At 61.4% G+C, this 16,242-nt stretch carries 20 protein-coding genes; 8 read left to right on the top strand and 12 right to left on the bottom strand.

Annotated features, from left to right (window positions below; genetic code table 11):
* Window position 1 precedes the first annotated feature (1 nt).
* The 3 genes from QMA15_RS27875 to QMA15_RS27885 form a co-directional block, all read right to left on the bottom strand.
* Window positions 2-622, bottom strand: coding sequence for a TetR/AcrR family transcriptional regulator (locus QMA15_RS27875; RefSeq protein WP_021333352.1), 621 nt, complete (start codon window positions 620-622; stop codon window positions 2-4).
* An 84-nt stretch (window positions 623-706) separates the two neighbouring features.
* Window positions 707-1,303, bottom strand: a complete 597-nt coding sequence (locus tag QMA15_RS27880) for a hypothetical protein (protein ID WP_279163425.1) — start codon at window positions 1,301-1,303, stop codon at window positions 707-709.
* A 4-nt stretch (window positions 1,304-1,307) separates the two neighbouring features.
* Entirely contained in the window at window positions 1,308-1,766 is a 459-nt protein-coding gene (locus QMA15_RS27885; protein WP_029256574.1) for a hypothetical protein, read from the bottom strand.
* A 100-nt stretch (window positions 1,767-1,866) separates the two neighbouring features.
* Here QMA15_RS27885 and pip point away from each other — a divergent pair, with 100 nt between their 5' ends.
* Window positions 1,867-2,826 (top strand): prolyl aminopeptidase, encoded by a 960-nt coding sequence (gene pip / locus QMA15_RS27890; protein WP_279163426.1) that lies wholly within the window; start codon window positions 1,867-1,869, stop codon window positions 2,824-2,826.
* Here the strand turns inward: pip and QMA15_RS27895 are convergent.
* Entirely contained in the window at window positions 2,814-3,416 is a 603-nt protein-coding gene (locus QMA15_RS27895; RefSeq protein WP_020971207.1) for a TetR/AcrR family transcriptional regulator, read from the bottom strand. The genes pip and QMA15_RS27895 overlap by 13 nt on opposite strands.
* 106 nt (window positions 3,417-3,522) lie before the next feature.
* Here QMA15_RS27895 and QMA15_RS27900 point away from each other — a divergent pair, with 106 nt between their 5' ends.
* The gene (locus tag QMA15_RS27900) at window positions 3,523-4,602 is read left to right on the top strand and encodes an alpha/beta fold hydrolase (RefSeq protein WP_134998978.1); all 1,080 of its coding nucleotides are present in this window, start codon (window positions 3,523-3,525) and stop codon (window positions 4,600-4,602) included.
* Here the strand turns inward: QMA15_RS27900 and QMA15_RS27905 are convergent.
* On the bottom strand, window positions 4,573-5,694 hold the full coding sequence (locus QMA15_RS27905) for an endonuclease/exonuclease/phosphatase family protein (RefSeq protein WP_133727306.1): 1,122 nt from the start codon (window positions 5,692-5,694) through the stop codon (window positions 4,573-4,575). The genes QMA15_RS27900 and QMA15_RS27905 overlap by 30 nt on opposite strands.
* Before the next feature lie 132 nt (window positions 5,695-5,826).
* Between QMA15_RS27905 and QMA15_RS27910 the strand changes: the two genes are divergently transcribed.
* Complete coding sequence (locus QMA15_RS27910) at window positions 5,827-7,119, top strand: MFS transporter (protein ID WP_279163427.1); 1,293 nt, start codon at window positions 5,827-5,829, stop codon at window positions 7,117-7,119.
* Here QMA15_RS27910 and QMA15_RS27915 read toward each other — a convergent pair.
* Window positions 7,094-8,107: an ABC transporter substrate-binding protein gene (locus QMA15_RS27915; protein ID WP_225989364.1), complete on the bottom strand. Its 1,014-nt coding sequence runs from the start codon at window positions 8,105-8,107 to the stop codon at window positions 7,094-7,096. The genes QMA15_RS27910 and QMA15_RS27915 overlap by 26 nt on opposite strands.
* Window positions 8,108-8,195: 88 nt before the next feature.
* Between QMA15_RS27915 and QMA15_RS27920 the strand changes: the two genes are divergently transcribed.
* Window positions 8,196-9,023, top strand: coding sequence for a transglutaminase domain-containing protein (locus tag QMA15_RS27920; RefSeq protein ID WP_279163428.1), 828 nt, complete (start codon window positions 8,196-8,198; stop codon window positions 9,021-9,023).
* 12 nt (window positions 9,024-9,035) lie between these two features.
* Entirely contained in the window at window positions 9,036-9,830 is a 795-nt protein-coding gene (locus tag QMA15_RS27925) for a 2-phosphosulfolactate phosphatase (RefSeq protein ID WP_279163429.1), read from the top strand.
* On the opposite strand, the gene QMA15_RS27930 is transcribed toward QMA15_RS27925, so the two are convergent.
* From QMA15_RS27930 to QMA15_RS27945, 4 genes are all read right to left on the bottom strand, one after another.
* A complete protein-coding gene (locus QMA15_RS27930) occupies window positions 9,785-10,576 on the bottom strand; it encodes an ABC transporter permease (protein WP_092765511.1) in 792 nt (263 codons plus the stop codon). The genes QMA15_RS27925 and QMA15_RS27930 overlap by 46 nt on opposite strands.
* Window positions 10,573-11,514 (bottom strand): ATP-binding cassette domain-containing protein, encoded by a 942-nt coding sequence (locus QMA15_RS27935; protein WP_279163430.1) that lies wholly within the window; start codon window positions 11,512-11,514, stop codon window positions 10,573-10,575. Before QMA15_RS27935 ends, QMA15_RS27930 begins: the two co-directional genes overlap by 4 nt.
* 14 nt (window positions 11,515-11,528) lie before the next feature.
* Window positions 11,529-12,404 carry a DUF4097 family beta strand repeat-containing protein gene (locus QMA15_RS27940; protein ID WP_021333362.1) on the bottom strand — a complete coding sequence of 292 codons (876 nt, stop codon included), beginning with the start codon at window positions 12,402-12,404 and terminating at the stop codon, window positions 11,529-11,531.
* Between the two features lie 65 nt (window positions 12,405-12,469).
* Window positions 12,470-12,985: a toxin-antitoxin system HicB family antitoxin gene (locus tag QMA15_RS27945; protein ID WP_029256566.1), complete on the bottom strand. Its 516-nt coding sequence runs from the start codon at window positions 12,983-12,985 to the stop codon at window positions 12,470-12,472.
* 131 nt (window positions 12,986-13,116) lie between these two features.
* Between QMA15_RS27945 and QMA15_RS27950 the strand changes: the two genes are divergently transcribed.
* Window positions 13,117-13,713: a CHAP domain-containing protein gene (locus tag QMA15_RS27950; RefSeq protein WP_024487586.1), complete on the top strand. Its 597-nt coding sequence runs from the start codon at window positions 13,117-13,119 to the stop codon at window positions 13,711-13,713.
* Here the strand turns inward: QMA15_RS27950 and QMA15_RS27955 are convergent.
* Window positions 13,704-14,468: an acyl-ACP thioesterase domain-containing protein gene (locus tag QMA15_RS27955; protein ID WP_279163431.1), complete on the bottom strand. Its 765-nt coding sequence runs from the start codon at window positions 14,466-14,468 to the stop codon at window positions 13,704-13,706. The two genes, QMA15_RS27950 and QMA15_RS27955, sit on opposite strands and share 10 nt — an antisense overlap.
* A 128-nt stretch (window positions 14,469-14,596) precedes the next feature.
* On the opposite strand from QMA15_RS27955, the gene QMA15_RS27960 reads away from it, so the two are divergent.
* Together QMA15_RS27960 and QMA15_RS27965 are read left to right on the top strand one after the other, a co-directional pair.
* Window positions 14,597-14,941: a metalloregulator ArsR/SmtB family transcription factor gene (locus tag QMA15_RS27960; protein ID WP_003943224.1), complete on the top strand. Its 345-nt coding sequence runs from the start codon at window positions 14,597-14,599 to the stop codon at window positions 14,939-14,941.
* Window positions 14,932-15,612: a cation transporter gene (locus QMA15_RS27965; protein ID WP_279163432.1), complete on the top strand. Its 681-nt coding sequence runs from the start codon at window positions 14,932-14,934 to the stop codon at window positions 15,610-15,612. The genes QMA15_RS27960 and QMA15_RS27965 overlap by 10 nt, the downstream gene beginning before the upstream one ends.
* Before the next feature lie 54 nt (window positions 15,613-15,666).
* On the opposite strand, the gene QMA15_RS27970 is transcribed toward QMA15_RS27965, so the two are convergent.
* Window positions 15,667-16,140, bottom strand: a complete 474-nt coding sequence (locus QMA15_RS27970) for an SRPBCC family protein (protein ID WP_279163433.1) — start codon at window positions 16,138-16,140, stop codon at window positions 15,667-15,669.
* Between the last annotated feature and the right edge of the window lie 102 nt (window positions 16,141-16,242).

Here is a 16,242-nt window from a genome sequence, read left to right on the forward strand (position 1 = left end):
CTCAATCCTTTTCGGTGGGTAGTCCGGCAAGCGTCAATCGAACTTGTGCGGCAACGATGTTCGTGAGTTCGTCAGCCGTGATCCGGTCCAATGCCGCGCGGGCTATTTCGAAGTGCAGCACGTTGGAAATCGTTCGCGCTGCAGTGATGGTTCGGGTGGTGTGGTTGGGGTGCCCCTCGAGCAAGATTTGCGCAATCCGCGTTTGCAAGCGCTGCGAGAGTTCCAGACCTTCGGCCCGGAAACATTCGCTGGGCTCGCCGAACAACACTTCGCGTTGGTAGATACCAGTGTTCTCGTCGTTTCGGCGACTCGCGATCAGCAGGGGTGAAACCAGCTCGAGCACACGATCTTCTGTGCCCGTCGATTTGGCCTCACGCTCTTCTCCCAGTTCGATCTGCTTGCGGTACTCCGCGTTGTACACCATGAGCAGTAGCTCGGCTTTGCTTGCGGCGTAACGAAAGAGGGTGCCACCGGCTACATCGGCGCGGTCGGCAATTTCTTGAGTTGTGACTGCGCTGTAGCCCTTTTCCGCGAACAGTTCGGCCGCGGCGTCGAAGATGCGTGTCTGCTTCTCGAGTTTGTTGCGTTCACGACGACCCAACTCTTGGTCCGATTTCGTCATCCCGCTCACCTCGCTTCATTTCGGATCAAGCTCATAAATGAGTGTACTCCGAAAGATCGAGAGGGTGGGGTCTCCTCCGTCACATCACCGCAGTCCGCTGACCCAACCGGCGAACACGTCGGAGAACACGTCTGCTTCGCACGCATGCGCCGATTCGGGGTAGGCACATTCGGGGTATCCGGCGACGACGGCGGCAAGTTCGGCATTGCAACACTGCGCCAAGAGGCCGCGCAGGAGGTCCGCGGCCGACCAGCCGGCGATGGATACTGCTGGGATCCCCTCTTCCTCGTACACCTTCACCAGATCGTCATGCCTCCAGGACAATTCCTCGGCCACCAGTGCATCGGGATTGAAAGACATGGCGCGGTCGAGTGATCCGCGCAGAAGCGAGTGTGGATCGTCCTCACCGCGCAGCCTGGTCGCGAGGTCGGCCGGTGCCTTCTGCATGACGAACATCCAGGGTTTGCCGTCGGGAAAGACTCCGCCGAAGCCTGCCACGTTGAAGGGGAGGTGGCTACTGAGAAAATCTGTCTCCACGTCGACGTGCTGATCGTCTCCGAGGTGGATGAAGTGGCCGGACGCGATCTCCTCTCCGGTTGCCGGCTCGGCCCACGTGTTGTTCCACAGGTCGGTCATCCGACTGCCGTCGGGAAAATCGAGAACCTCGAAGAGGAAACCCATGTCGTCACCACTCTCCGTCGAAGTGGGTGGTTACTCCACCGGTGAGTCGAGAAACCGTTTGAGCCGAGGTCGCGAGGACGACTCGGCTTGTCTCGAAGGTCATCTCGTCGCGTTCGGTGTCCTCCGATTCGGGATCCTCGGCGAGTGAGAAGTCGAGTTCCACCTCTCGATCGGTGCTGGAACAGACCGAGATCATCAGCCCGAGTCGTTCGTCGGTGAACGCCGGAAGCGATTTCTCGGGATGAAAGTCTGCGGCCGCGTGAAAGAAGAACGCCGCCAGCCGTTCGACAAATCCTTCGTCGGTGTGTCTGCTGAGATACTGATTGAACCGATCGGGGCTGAGCAGGCCTACGTCGAAAACGAGTGTGGGTACGTCGGATTCGAAGACAGCGGCGGGTGCCGCATGACTGCGAAGGAATACCGCGGCGCCGCCGTACCCCGGCAACCTGAACCCATCACGCATCTGGTGTACTCCCGTCGCAGAGGTGTCCTGTCCACGCTAGGCCATAGCCCGGACGCGTGCTGCTTACCGGACACGTCGGTTGATGGAAGAATTACCGCCCATGAGCGCTGTCCTGTACCCGCCCGTCGAACCGTACGAGTCGGGACTGTTGGAAGTGCCCGATGGTCAGAGCCTCTACTGGGAGACCGTCGGTAACCCGGCCGGTGTCCCGGTTCTCTATCTCCACGGCGGTCCCGGTGCGGGATGCACTGTCGGCGCCAGGCGTTTTTTCGATCCCGAAACCTTTCGCGCAGTTCTGTTCGATCAACGAGGCTGTGGGCGCAGCCTTCCTCTCGCGAGTAGCCCGGACGTCGATCTCACCGTGAACACGACGGCGCACATCCTCGACGACATCGAGCGTCTTCGTGAACATCTCGGTATCGAACGATGGATCGTTTCCGGCCTTTCTTGGGGCGTCAGTTTGGGTCTGGTGTACGCCCAAGCGTTTCCCGAGCGGGTGATCGCGATGGCTTTGGGCGCGATCACCGGCGGGACGAGAGTGGAAATCGAATGGATCACCCGTGCCATGGGCAGGATATTTCCGCGTGAATGGGAAGAGTTCGTCGCGCCGCTGCCGGTGGAAGAGCGTGACGGGAATCTCCCGGCGGCATACGCGCGACTGCTCGCCGATCCGGATCCTGTTGTGCGGGAAAATGCTGCGGTGCAGTGGTGCCGCTGGGAAGACGTACATGTGTCGCTGATGCCGGGGTGGACTCCGAGTGTTCGATACCAGAATCCGGACTTCCGTCGGGTGATGACCAGGCTGGTCACGCACTACTGGGCCAACGATTGCTTCCTCGCGCCGAATCAGATCCTGGACGGAATGGACCGTCTCGCCGAGATTCCCGCGATTCTCGTGCACGGCCGGTATGACATTTCCGGACCACTCGACACTGCCTGGGCGATCCACCAGCGTTGGCCGGGCAGTGAGTTGGTGGTGCTCGACGACGCCGGGCATGGCGGGGGTGGATTCAACGAGGCAATCGTGGAAGCGCTGAATTCACTGGCTCATTCGGTCTGATCGAGTGCTCCGGCGTGCGCCGCAGCGAGCGCGCCGGCAGCAGCGCGATCGGCAACCGACTGGTCGACAGGTAGATCGGCGACCAACAGGCGATAGTAGATGGGCGCGGCGACGGCCGCCAGAAGATCAGCAGCTGAGACCTTCTCGGAGATTTCCCCGCGTTCGACTGCTCGGCGGACCACGATGTCGGCCAGTTCGTAACGTGCGGAATAGAACTCGCGCTTGAGTCTCGCCACTTCTGGCGTACGAACCGCGTCCGAGAACAGTGCAGCCACCAACGCGCCGCCCGACTCGCTTGTCACCAGTGCGACTATCGATCTGGCCATCTCGCGCAGGTCGGATTCGATGGAACCGGTATCCGGGATGGGGACGGTGGTTGCCGATACCTCGACGGCCGCGTCGGCCACCAGTTGGGACAGCGTGCTCCATCGCCGGTAGATCGTGGTCTTGTGGACTCCGGAACGGGCGGCTATGTCCTCGATGGTCATCGCTGCAAATCCGCGTTCGGACAGTTCGGCCGCGGTGGCCGCCAAGACGGCCTCGCGCACCCTGGCGCTACGCCCTCCGGGCCGTTGTGGTGTCGAGGTCATGGGTCAACCTTATCGCAACAAGGTGTTGTGTTAGCTGGAGACGCGTGGTTCACTGAGCTAATGCAACTGATCGTTGCATTAGAGATGAATTGAGGGGTGTTTTCCCATGTCATACGAATTTCCTGTCGATCACCGAGGCCTCTTCGAAGAGCGCACAGGACAGTTTCTGAGCTTCGGGCTCCCCGTCTCGGATCTCGAGGAACTGCGCGCGTCCATCAACTCGACCTGGGCCGACGCGCCGGGTGGTTGGTCGTACGAGTGGTCGGCGCTGGCGGCGAAGTACTCCGCGGCCGGCAATCATTCCCTGGCAGCGATGATCTACGGAATCGCCAAGTTCCCGGTGCTGGCCAACGAATCCCGTCGACGGGCTCTGCGCAATCAGGTGGACGAATACGTCAAGGCAGCACCAGGATTCGGGCTCGAGTTCGAGCGTCGAATCCTCGCCCTGCCCTACCGAAACGGCGAGATCGAGCTACCGGTACACATCCTCTCGGCGGACGGACGGTACGAAGACACACCCGTCCTGTTGCTCAGCGGCGGCGTCGACGGCTGGAAGATGGACATGCATCCGTTGGCCAGCGCGTTCGCGAAGAACGCCGGGGTGACGGTTGTTGCTTTCGATCAGCCGGGAACTGGTGAATCACCCGTTCCTCTCGATGCTTTCGGCGACGAGGTGATCGACGGGCTCGTATCGACGGCTCGCGCTCTCGGCAACGGGCAGGTGGCGCACCTGGGAGTCTCCTTCGGTGGAAACTTCGCCGTGCGCTCGGGGTTGACCGGCGCCGTCGATGCGGTGATCAACATCGGTGCCCCGGTCAAGGGTGCGTTCGAGACCGCGAATGCCGAGCGCCTGGTCTACGGCATGGGCGACATCGTCGGAAACGCACTGGGTTTCGATGCCCCGGCAACCAAAGAGGCGCTGGTACAGGGTCTCCGTGCGTTCGATCGCAGTGTCTTGATGACCGCCGACGACGGCCGGACCCCGATGCTTGTGGTCAACGGGGCCGACGACGTTCACATCCCGCTCTCGGACACAACACTCTTCGAAGAGCGCCCGAACACGCAGGTACACGTCATCCCGGATGCGGGGCACTGCGCAGTGACCAAGCTGCCCGAGTTGACGCCGATGATGATCGACTGGCTACGAGATGCCCTGTCAGGAACCGCTCCACGAACCGGTAGATGATCCGCCGCCGAAGCTGGCAAAACGATACGTCGCAAGAACGGCCTTGTGATCGGTCGGCCACGGCGTCGGTGAAGCGATGAAGTTGTCCTGGGAGTTCTCCTCCACTCTTTTGTTGTGCACGATCGTCTTTCGGGGTCCGATGATTCCCACAGATCCCAACTTCAGGTCGGAAGCGCGGTCGGCGAAGATGTAGTCGATCCGATCGCGTTCGTCTGCCTCGGGTGCCCAGGTGAGCTGTGAGGTGTCGACGTCGGGATTGTCGGACGGCCAGGTGAAGCCCGGGTGTGTAGCCGGGTTCGGGTACTTGCTGCGGTATGCATCGACAAATCCGGCTTGGTCGAGCAGACGGGTGGATTCCCACGGAATGACGACACCGTTGTGGTCGAACAGATTTCGCGTGCCGTCGGTCCAGTCCAGGGCCGACGGTTCGTTGAAATCGCCGCCGAGGATGACGGACCTGCCCTTCGCCCGTTCTGCGGCCGCATCGTCGATGAACGTCGAAATTGCCAGGGGTCGTCCCGAATTGACGTTCACACGCTGAACCGTCTCGGGGTCCGTGACCGGACCGGACGGCATCTTGTTCCAGCCGAACTCGGAGAACTCTCCAGGCTTGGGAACACCCGCGCCGTATCCGCGCGGTAGATAGGTCGCGTAGGACGTGTAGGCCAGATGTGCCGAGTAAGCAGCGATTTGTTTGCCGTCGACCGTCACGACTGCCTTGATCATCGAGTTCAGGTCGGCTGTTTCCTCGATCGGAAACTTGGAGAGAATCCCCACGTCGGAGGACGCTGCTCCGTAGAAGGTGGTTCCTGATTTGGTCAGCATGTCGGCCAATACAGTTGTCGCAGTGCCGGCTTCCGACAGGAGAACTATCGACGCCTGGGTCGAGATGATCATGTCGGCGATCAGCTGCAGGCCACCGTTGATCTTGGTTCCGCCGTGCCAGGTATTGAGGGAGAGCACTTTGACCTCCTGCGCGGGGTTCGCCCCCGCGACGGAGGTATTGGCACCCAAGGTAAATGCGCTTGCGGTGACTGTCCCTGCGGCTACCGCCATCGCCTTGACCATCTGGCGGCGCGTCAATCCATTCATCAGATCCCGGCTCTCGTTGTCGTGTGCTCGAACCCCCGGAAGATGATTACCATCGCTACCTAAACGGACAGTTAACCAATTGCAAAATGGCAGATTTCCACAGAACACCGCGCGGGCAATAGTCTTCTGGTCGTGGTACTCAGTGAGCGTTTCCCCGGTAACAAGACCTTCGCGAAGGTTCGTGTCCTGCCGCCGGTGGTGAAGTTGCTCCTTCTTTCGATGGTGCTGTTCAACATCGGGTTCTATCTGGTTGTCCCCTTTCTCGCGGTGCACCTTTCGGAGGACCTCGGATTCGCGGCCTGGATTGTCGGCCTGGTCCTCGGACTCCGGATGTTCAGTCAGCAGGGCATGTTCTTCATCGGCGGAAGCCTCGCCGACAGGTTCGGCAAGCGTCCGATCATTCTGCTGGGCATCGCAGTTCGCGTGGTCGGCTTCCTGATGCTCGGATTGGCCGAGAGCATGGCGGCGGTGATCGTCGGTGTGCTTCTGGTCGGGTTCGCCGCGGCTCTGTTCGCACCCGCAGTGGAGTCGGCCAACGCCGAATACGGACGCGAACTCGAAACCTCAGGAGTCATGCGTCGTACGGATCTGTTTGCAGTGGAACAGATGTGCAGTCGTCTGGGAACCGTGATCGGTCCGGCGTTGGGTGCTGCTCTGTTGATGTTTCCGTTCTCGTGGACGGCGTCGAGCGCGGCGTTGCTGTTCGCGATCATGTGGGTCGGGTTCTTCATCTGGTTCCCGCGGCCGGGCGATGCCCACGACGGCCCGGTGTCGACCTATACGCTGCGCGACGTCTGGCGAAGCGTCCTGACCAACAACAACTTTCTGCTCTTCGCGACGCTCTGCAGTTTTCAGCTGGTTGCGTACAGCCAGCTGTACCTGATGCTTCCGGAGCAGCTCGAGCGCGGTATCGGTTCGCAGTCGGCGCTGGGATGGTTCTACGTGGGCGCAGCGGTGTTGGTGATCGTCGGGCAGGGACCGACGGTCGCGGTTGCCCACCGCATCGGGCATCGACGCGCGATCACCTTCGGGCTTGTGCTCATTTCGGTGTCGTTCCTGGTTCCGCTGGTCACCGGCGTCGACTCCGCAGTTTCGGCGTCGACGCAGATAGTCGGTCTGGCGGTGTGGATCGGGCTGCTGCACCTGGGACAGATGTTGATGGTGCCGCCGATGCGAGACACCATTGCCATCCTCGGTCGTGAAAACAACCTCGGAGCGCACTTCGGCATGCTCAACACGATCGGCGGTCTGCTCGCGCTCCTGGGAACCGTGGGAGTCGGATTCGTGTACGACCTAGTCGACAACGGCCACGCAGCGCCGGCGTCACCATGGGTGATCGTTTCGGTCTGCGTGGCCGTGTCGGCTGTGGTGTTGTGGGTGTGGTCCGGTCGAACGAAGGTTATCGACCCGCGATCGTCTGATTGATCTTTGCTACAAAATCTTCCAGCACAAACGGAATGGTGAGCGGGTTCGGCATGGACACCGCGTCACTGACGATGGGGTCCAAGCTGATCAGGCCGCCGGTCTTGACCACGTTCAGATTGGTGAACGCCGGCTGCGTCTCCATCTCGGGGCGAGCCTTTTCGTAGTTGTCGAAGAGCAGGTAGTCGCACTCGAGGAGGTCGTAGTTTTCGGCGGAGATCTCGTAGTTCAGCTTGCCCGCGAACCGATCCTTCAGTGCGGCAGGAGCCGTGAATCCCAATTGCGTGAGCAACTGAGCGCGCGCTGCCTCAGGGCTGAACGCCCGCAGATTTCCGTCGCTCCAGCGAATGACGAGAGCTGCTGTCTTGCCTTCGAACTGGGGGTTCTCCGCGCGGGTGCGAACGATGAGGTCTTCGACTTCCTGGACCTCCTGCTTTGCCTGCGCGGGAACGCCCACAGCCGTACCGATGCGGGTCGTGACTTCCTGCCAGGGCAGCACCCAATCCGTCTGATCGGCGGCGTGAAGCACAGTCGGCGCGATGGCGCTGAGCTGCTTGTACAGATCCTCGTCGATCGCGTTGTTGACGGCGATGATCAGGTCAGGCGCTGCTGCCACGATCGTTTCGATGTCGAAATCGGTGGTGGCGTTGGCCAGTGGTGTCGGCTCGGCGCCCTGGACTGCCGAGTCGGCCCAGACTCCGATTCCGTCGTCGGTCGATCCCTTCCACACCGGGACCAGGACGGGCGTCAGCCCGAGGGAAAGCAGAACGTCTGCGTCGCCGATGCCGACCGCTGCGATGCGGCTGGGCGCCTGCCCGATGGTGGTGGAGCCGAACTTGTGGTCGATCGTCACCGGGAAGGCGTTGGCCTCGGCGTGAGCACCTTCGGTGCCGGGAGTGGATTCGTCCTTCGCGCTGTCGCCGCAGGCAGCAAGGGCAAAACCTGCTGCTGTTGCGAAGGTGACGGACAGCATGGCACGGCGGCTCAACATTGGGTTCACAGCAACCTCGGGTTTCATGGTTATGGGACCCTAACCATAGTGGAGCGGCAGTGTCGGCAGTGTTTGTTAGTCTCCGCCCATGACGGCGGTTCTCGACTACACATCAGCAGGACCGTTCACCCGCATCGACGGAGTGGACCCGCTTGCCCTCGAGTCACTCCCCACCGACCCCGTGCAAATATGCCGGGTAGTGCCGTACCTGGTGGTCCAAACCACCGATGCACGGTCGCTGAATCTGCCCACCGACCGATTCGACGAAAACCAGATCCGGCCGGCAAGCGTTCTGCTTCAACGCTTGCTTGCGCTCGATCCGGCACCGGTGACCTCCGCCCGAGAACCCGACAAGCGGCTCGTCGGAACCTGTCGGCACTTTGCTGTTTTGAGTTGTGCGTTTCTGCGCTATCGCGGAATTGCCGCTCGCGTCCGCTGTGGTTTTGCCACCTACTTTCAACCGGGACAGGGCGTGGACCACTGGATCACCGAGTACTGGGACGACGCCGGCAAGCGGTGGATCCGCATCGACTCGGAGATCCTCGGACAGAACGTCCTTCCTCACGCCCATAACCTGCAGCCGGGAGAATTCCTCAGTGGTGGTGAGGCGTGGCTGGCGTATCGACGCGGCGAGATCGACGGGTCCCAGTTCGGGGTGTACGGCACCCAGAACTGGGGGCCGGCCGAGATCCGCGGCAACGCAGTGAAGGATCTTGCCGCGATGAACAAGGTCGAAACCCTGCCGTGGGACGAGTGGGGTCGTATGACGGACGCCTACGACGGAAAGACCGGCGCCGACTACGACCTACTGCTCGACGATATCGCCGAGGTGTGCGCCGGCGACGATCCAGTTGCCGTGCGAGCGCTGTACGAGCACGAGGATTTGTGCGTGCAGGACAACCTGATTCGTTTCTGAGATGCTGGTGCGATGAATCCGGAGCATCGCCAACTCGAGTACGGACTTCGATTCGACTGGGGCCTGCGCGGCGCCGAAGCAATTGCTGTCGGCGTCGATGTGGCAGTGGTGGTAGACGTTCTCTCGTTCACGACGACGCTGAGCGTCGCCGCCGACGCGGGAATCGACGTACTTCCCTATTCCTGGAACGACGAGAGTGCGGTCGATTACGCGCGTGATGCCGATGCGGTTCTTGCAGTACGACGAAGTGTGGCAAGGGAGGGGCAGATCAGTCTGTCTCCCAGGACGATTCGCGAGTCCGAGGTCCCGAGTCGGCTGGTACTGCCGTCGCCGAACGGGTCGACTATCGCGTTTGCGTTGGCGTCCCAGGTTGCGGTGTGTGTCGGCGCTTCATTGAGGAACGCTTCCGTCGTCGCTGATTGGATTGTGCACGAACATGGTCCGGGATCGCGGGTTGCGATAGTCGCATCCGGGGAGAAGTGGCCCGGTGGAGAGTTGCGTCCTGCAGTGGAGGATCTGTGGGGCGCCGGCGGGGTTGTCACGGCGTTGACCGCGGCTGGTTGGGAAGGTTCCCTGTCGCCCGAGACACAGATGGCGGCGGATGCCTGGACAGCGGTGTCGGATTCGTACGAGGACCGCCTGCGGGACTGTGCCTCAGGACGCGAGTTGATCGTCATGGGGTTTCCACACGACGTCGCCATCGCCTCGGAACTCGACGACAGCGACACCGTACCTGTTCTCGAAGATCGTGTGTTTCGAGGTCAGCGCACCGGGCGTCGATTGAACAAACTCCGCGCCCAGAGGTAGGAGAGGAAGGTGATTGCGACGCACCATCCGATCGCGAGTATGGCGTTGTTCCCGATCGCTTCGCCGAGAAGAAGTCCTCGAAGAGTCTCGATGATCGGAGTGAAAGGCTGATACTCGGCAAACCATCGCAAGACGGTCGGCATCGAGTCGGTGGGGACAAATCCGCTTCCCAGGAAAGGCAAGAGGATCAACACCATTGGAAGATTACTGGCCGTCTCGACGCTCTTGCTGACGAGGCCGAAGGCAACGGACAACCAGATCATCGCGATGGAGACCAGGATGAGTAGAGCAAACGCGGCGACCCACTCCATGAAGCCTGCAGTAGGCCGGAAGCCGACGGCTATCGCCACGGCGATGACTACAACGAGGCTCACGATCGTCTGAAGGAGACTGCCGAGAACGTGACCGGTCAGGACGGACGTGCGCGTGATCGCCATCGTGCGGAATCGTGCAATGATCCCCGCGGTCATATCGGTTGCGACGGAGATGGCAGTACCTTGTGCCGCTGATGCCACAGTCATCAGAATAATCGCCGGTGCAACGTAATTGACATACTCGGCTCGGCCGCCACCGCCTGGGCCGAGGCCGTTCCCGAGCGTTCCGCCGAGCACGTAGACGAACAGCAGTAGGAAGACGACTGGCATCCCGACAAGCATCACCGTCATCGACGGATATCGAAGGATGTGTCGAATGCTGCGACGCAGCATGGTTTTCGAGTCCTGATAGGCAAGCGTCATGGTGGTCATCGCGCGTCGGTCCTTTCGGTGGCGGTCAAAGTCAGGAACACGTCGTCCAGGTCCGGTGTGTGCACGGAGAGTTCCTTGACGTCGATCGAGTGAGCGTCGAGTTGGTCGAGAAGAGAGCGCAGCGAGCGGACACCGCCGTCGCTGGGAACCTGCAGAACATACGCGGCATCGTCACGGGTAGACTCGTCGAAAACAGCAGCAGCAGAGTCGAGTTGGTCTCGATCGATGAAGTGAAGACGAATGTGGCCGCCGGGGATGCGTCGTTTGAGTTCCGCTGCCGTACCTTGGGCGACTATCCGTCCCTGATCGAGGACGGCGATGTGGTCGGCCAGTTGATCGGCTTCCTCGAGGTACTGCGTCGTGAGGAAGATGGTGACACCGCCCTTGACCAACTCCCGGATGATCTGCCACATGGTGCGTCGACTCCGGGGATCGAGGCCGGTGGTGGGCTCGTCCAGGAAGATGATCTCCGGTCGTCCGATCAACGTCATTGCCAGGTCGAGCCGTCGGCGCATTCCGCCCGAGTACGTCGACGCGAGTTTGTCCGCGGAGCCCTGCAGATCGAACATCTCCAGGAGTTCGTCAGTGCGAGTGCGGCATTCGTCCTTGCCGAGGTGGTGAAGATCGGCCATGAGGAGAAGGTTTTCCTCGCCGGACAGGTAGTCGTCTACCGCCGAGAATTGTCCGGTGACACCGATGCGCGAACGCACCGCGTCAGGATCGTCGGAAGGGTTGTACCCGGCGATGCGGATGTCGCCGCCGTCTGCGGGAACGAGGGTCGAGAGGATTTCCACGATGGTGGTCTTGCCGGCGCCGTTGGGGCCGAGGAGTGCAAAGACGGTTCCGCGGTCGACGGAGATGTCGATTCCGTCCAGTACCGTCTTGTCGTCGTAGGCCTTCTTCAGACCCGTCGCGGTGATGGCTGGTTTACGGGACATCAGCGTTCCTTTCGCTAGATCTTCTTGTTGGATTCTTCTCGGGGCTCCGAACGTCGAATGACGATGTCGCCGTAGCTGGTTTGCGCCCGGACGTCTACCCGGCGTTCAGTGGAAGCCGGACCGTGCGTGGCATTCATCTGGTTGTCGACGCGGCCGAAGGACGTATGAGCGTCGAATCGTGCGGCGGTTCCGGATCGAACGCCGATATGGATTCGCCCGGCGGCCGTCTTGGCGGATACGACTCCACTCTCGATGCTCTCGAAACGGATGTCGCCGTTGGCGGTTGCGGCGCTCGCGTCGGATTCGGCGTGTTCGACGGCGACGCTTCCGTTGGCGGTCTTCGCCTTCAGCGCGCCGGTGATCGTGCCGATGTTGATGTCGCCGTTGGAATTCTTGACCTCCGCGTTGCCGTCGACGCGGCCGATGCGGATGCTTCCGGACCCGGTGCTCGTGTCGATGTCACCGGCCACATGCTCGACGATGATCGCTCCGGCGCCGGTGCTGACGTTGAGCGGTCCGGTCGTGTCCAGTGTGCAATCTCCGGCCGAGACCTTCACGCGTGAGCGTCCGAGAGTGCCTTCGGCGCGCAGGCTGGCAACTGCGGCAGTGCCTTCGAGTTCCGAGCCGGAAGGAAGCTGAACGGCGATGTCGACAGATCCTGTCTTCCCGAAAATGCCGAGACCGCGCTGTTTCGGAGTCTTGATCTGTAGCCGGCCACCTGCGAATTCGACGCGCGTTTGTTCGGCGACTCGAACGTCTACCTCGCGAGACGAGTTGCTGGGCAACACTTCCACGACAGTGTCGTTGCGGCTGCTCGCAGCGATCCGGATGTGTCCGACTGCCACGTCGAAGTTCAAGGTGATGGGGTCAGGTGTGCTGAATGTAGGCATGGTGATACTCCCGATGAGGTTGTCTCGGTTGGTGATAGAGGGTCGTGCGAAAGGTGAAGCCGGTGTCAGTGCACCCAGCCGCTGAAGCTTTCGGAGCCTTGGGACGTGCGCTGTCTCGGAGTGCTTCTGCTCATGCCGCCTTCCAGCGCAGTTGCAGCCGAGCGAACCAGCCACGCGTTCACGGAGATCCCGGCTTCCTTGGCCGCCGCCTCGATCCGGTCTTTGAGGTCTTGCCCCAGCCTCAGGTTGATTCGAGTCATCGAGGCGTCGTCGGACTCCGTGACGGGGCGCGGAGCCGGAGTCGGTTCCTCTTCGGCGGGGGCCGGAGCCGGTTCGCTGATGGCTGGTGCCACCACGAATTCGGGTTCGCGTCCCCGAAGGCGCAGGTCCACCGAGCCCGGGGCGAGGTCACGCGTGATCTCGGCGGCTGCCGCAGACAATGCGTCGAGAAGGGTGAGTCGCACTGCTGATTCCAGCGGTGCGGTCAAACGATCGGCGAGGGCCTTTGCGTCTTCTCCGCCTGCTTCGGCCGCCACCGCGAGTTCGTGGCGAAGGTTGTCTACGTACGGTGTCAAGTCCATGGCATCACTATGGCACCACTTTGGTGCCATAGCAATAGTTTGGTGGCACATTCGTGTGAGTTTGATGAGAAGTGCCAGGTCATCGGGGTGGTTGGCGTTTCGATTCTCGGCAGGCTGGCACACTCGTAAGGGTGAGTCCTGCCGAACCCAACCGTCGCCGCCGTATCTTGCTCTGGATTGCCGGGGTGCTCGGCGTCGTGATCGTGGTCGGGGCGGTTGTCGTCGCGGTCGCGCCTTCGCGGTATCTGCCCTGGGACACTGCCGAGTTCCCGACGGTCGACGCCAGTTCGGTGACTGCGGACCAGGCTCGAGTGCTCGAACTGCTGCAATCCGAGCACGAGCGGGACCGTCCGGGCACTTTCTATTCCGACGGTATCGACGAAGAATGGTGCGCCGATTTTGTCAGCTGGATAATGAGGGAAGCGGATCGACCGTTGTCGAACCCGAACTCCGGAAGCTGGCGTATCCCGGGGGTGTACACCTTGCAGGAGTACTACCAGGGGATCGGCGCGTACGCCGAGAACGGCAGCGGGTACACCCCGAGCGTGGGTGATGTGGTGATCTACGACAGTTCGAGATGGGTAGGTCAGCACACCAACATCGTTGTGGCAGTGGACGGTGACTCGGCGATCACGGTCGGCGGCAACGAGTTCGGCAAGGTGCGAGTCCATGATCTTCACTGGCAATCCGACTCCGCCGTCGTGGGGTTCGGAAAACTTCACCCCTGATCGCTGTGGTTCGAGGTCAGGGCAAACCATCGAGCGGATGCACGTGCCTCGCCGCCGGCGTCGATGTGCAGCGTGTTCGTGCCGGTTCGCACGCTCACCTGCTCGCCTCTCTTGATGGGCTGGGTGTACTCGAGGATCGCGCGAAAGGGTTCGCTTCGTAATTTTTCGGGCAGTGCATCTTCCACGGGTTGCCAGTAGATTGCGTTGTTCACGTGATCGAAAGGGTCGAAATCGCTCGAGCGCAACGGGAATGGAGAATCCGCCTGATTGTCGGTGTCGGGGTCGATCCACCGACGCCAGTGAAGATGCTCGTCCACGGCCGTCGATGCCAGGGCAGCGGTGAACTTTTCACTGATGGTTGCCGGCATTCCGGTTTTCGGGTCGATGTTGATCCAGAATGCCTCGGTCTCGATCAATCCACCGCTGTCGGACCTGATCCGAACCCGCATCGAACACCACTTGCTGGAGAGTCCGGAACACCAGCGCTGCAGATGAACTCGATCCGGCCAGATGACGGGTTCGAGTACGTCGATCACCGTCCTTCGCACCATCCACAGCGGGTGTGTATCCATGGCGCCGCGGTCGACGAGATTGTCGAAGCCCGCGTCTTGGAGGTAGCGCGCGATCGCGTCGAGGCGCAGTTGCTTGTCGGTGTGGATGTCGCCCGTACGCACCGGCCAGGAGGCCTGGAAGATGCTGCCGGTTGTCGGTAGTTCGGCCATCGCTACGTGATCGTCGACTTTTGTACGGTTCATCGGATGTGGGCTCCCGGTGTTCGCTTACCCGGTCGGGTGGCTTCACGCTTGCGTTACCCGCTGGCAGGATCTTGAACCATCTGAGTTCACTGTTTTCTGAATACAGATTGCGATGTACTGTCGTATGTATGGATATCGAGGGCGTAGATGTGGTGACCAACGTGGCGGTGCTTGCGAGGTTCGGGCATGCCTTGTCCGACGAGACTCGGACACGGATACTGCTCGAACTGAAAACTGCCCCTCGGTACCCGTCCGACCTCGCTGAAACACTGGCTGTAACCAGGCAGAAGCTGTCCAATCATCTGGCTTGTCTGCGCGGGTGTGGCTTGGTAGTGGCCGTCCCGGAAGGGCGCCGGACCAGATACGAACTCGCCGACGCACATATCGGTCAGGCCCTCGACGACCTGCTCGGGGTCGTACTCGCGGTGGATCCGTCGTACTGCCCGGACAGTGAATCAGAAGGATGCTGCTGATGGTTGCGCCCGTTGACGGTGGCGGCCTCTCGACTGCCCGGCGTGCGCTCTTGTCGAGACGAATTCGCATCTTCGTGGCGATCACGATCAGCTACAACGTCGTCGAAGCGATCATCGCGCTGGCGGAGGGCACTCGGGTGTCGTCCGCAGCACTGTTCGGTTTCGGCCTCGATTCGGTGATCGAAGTGTCCTCGGCGGCAGCGGTTGCCTGGCAGTTCTCGGCTCCGGATCCGACGAGCCGTGAGAAGACGGCACTGCGAGTGATCGCATTCTCGTTCTTCGGGCTCGCTGCGTACGTCTCGTTCGACGCGATTTGGTCGCTGTTCGGTCTGGGTGAAGCGCGGCACACGAGCGTCGGAATAGTATTGGCTGCAGTCAGTTTGGCGATCATGCCGGCCCTGTCCTATGCGCAACGCCGAGCAGGTAGGGAGTTGGGTTCGCTTTCGGCGGTCGCGGATTCGAAGCAGACGCTGCTCTGCACCTACCTTTCTGCGGTCTTGCTGGTCGGTTTGCTGCTCAACTCGGTGCTCGGCTGGTCGTGGGCGGACCCGATTGCGGCACTGGTGATCGCCGTCATCGCAGTGAAGGAAGGCATCAACGCGTGGAAGGGTGATCCGTGCTGCCCGGTTGTGACGGTGCCCGAGAGCGGTGACGAGTGTGACTGCTGCTGAGTGAACACAGGTTCAGTTGAGTGAACACCGTCTGCAGCGCGTCGGAGAGGGTGCTCACTCGGTGAAAGGGGTGCCACCTTCTGCGCGGGTCTTGATGTGCGCGGCGCGTTGCTCGAGAAGACGGCGCAGATACGGGCCGACAGCCAACCTCAGTGCCAGGTGTCCGAGCACGCCGAAAGGGGCCGTAACCGTGAAGCGGTCATGCATCCGCGTCCACCCACCCGGCTGATCGTCGAAGACGTGCTCGTGTTGCATCGCGGCAAACGGGCCGCGGACCTGCTCGTCTGTGAACGAGTACGGACGGTTGTACTGCGTGATTCGGCTTGTCATCGAGAATCTCCACCCGAAATGCCGAGCAGTGAACGACACCTCGTCGCCCTCTCCCAGCGTCGATCTACCCGTACTCGTGACTGCCACCTCATCTGTTGCGTGGAGCGAGGCGGAGTGTTCGTCCATGTCGAGTTCGAGATCGAAGATCACTGCCGGTGGAGCGTAGATATCGGTGATCACGACCACGGTGTGTTGCACAGTGCCAGTCTGCCAAGGTTGGTTTGCGATGCCGGCAAGCGGGTACGGGTCGGTGACCTGCGGTTCATCCGCGACGGGTGATGTTTTCGCTTCCCAGCCCCT

The organism is Rhodococcus sp. APC 3903, assembly GCF_030407755.1.
In the GTDB taxonomy this organism is placed as follows: Bacteria; Actinomycetota; Actinomycetes; order Mycobacteriales; family Mycobacteriaceae; genus Rhodococcus_F; species Rhodococcus_F erythropolis.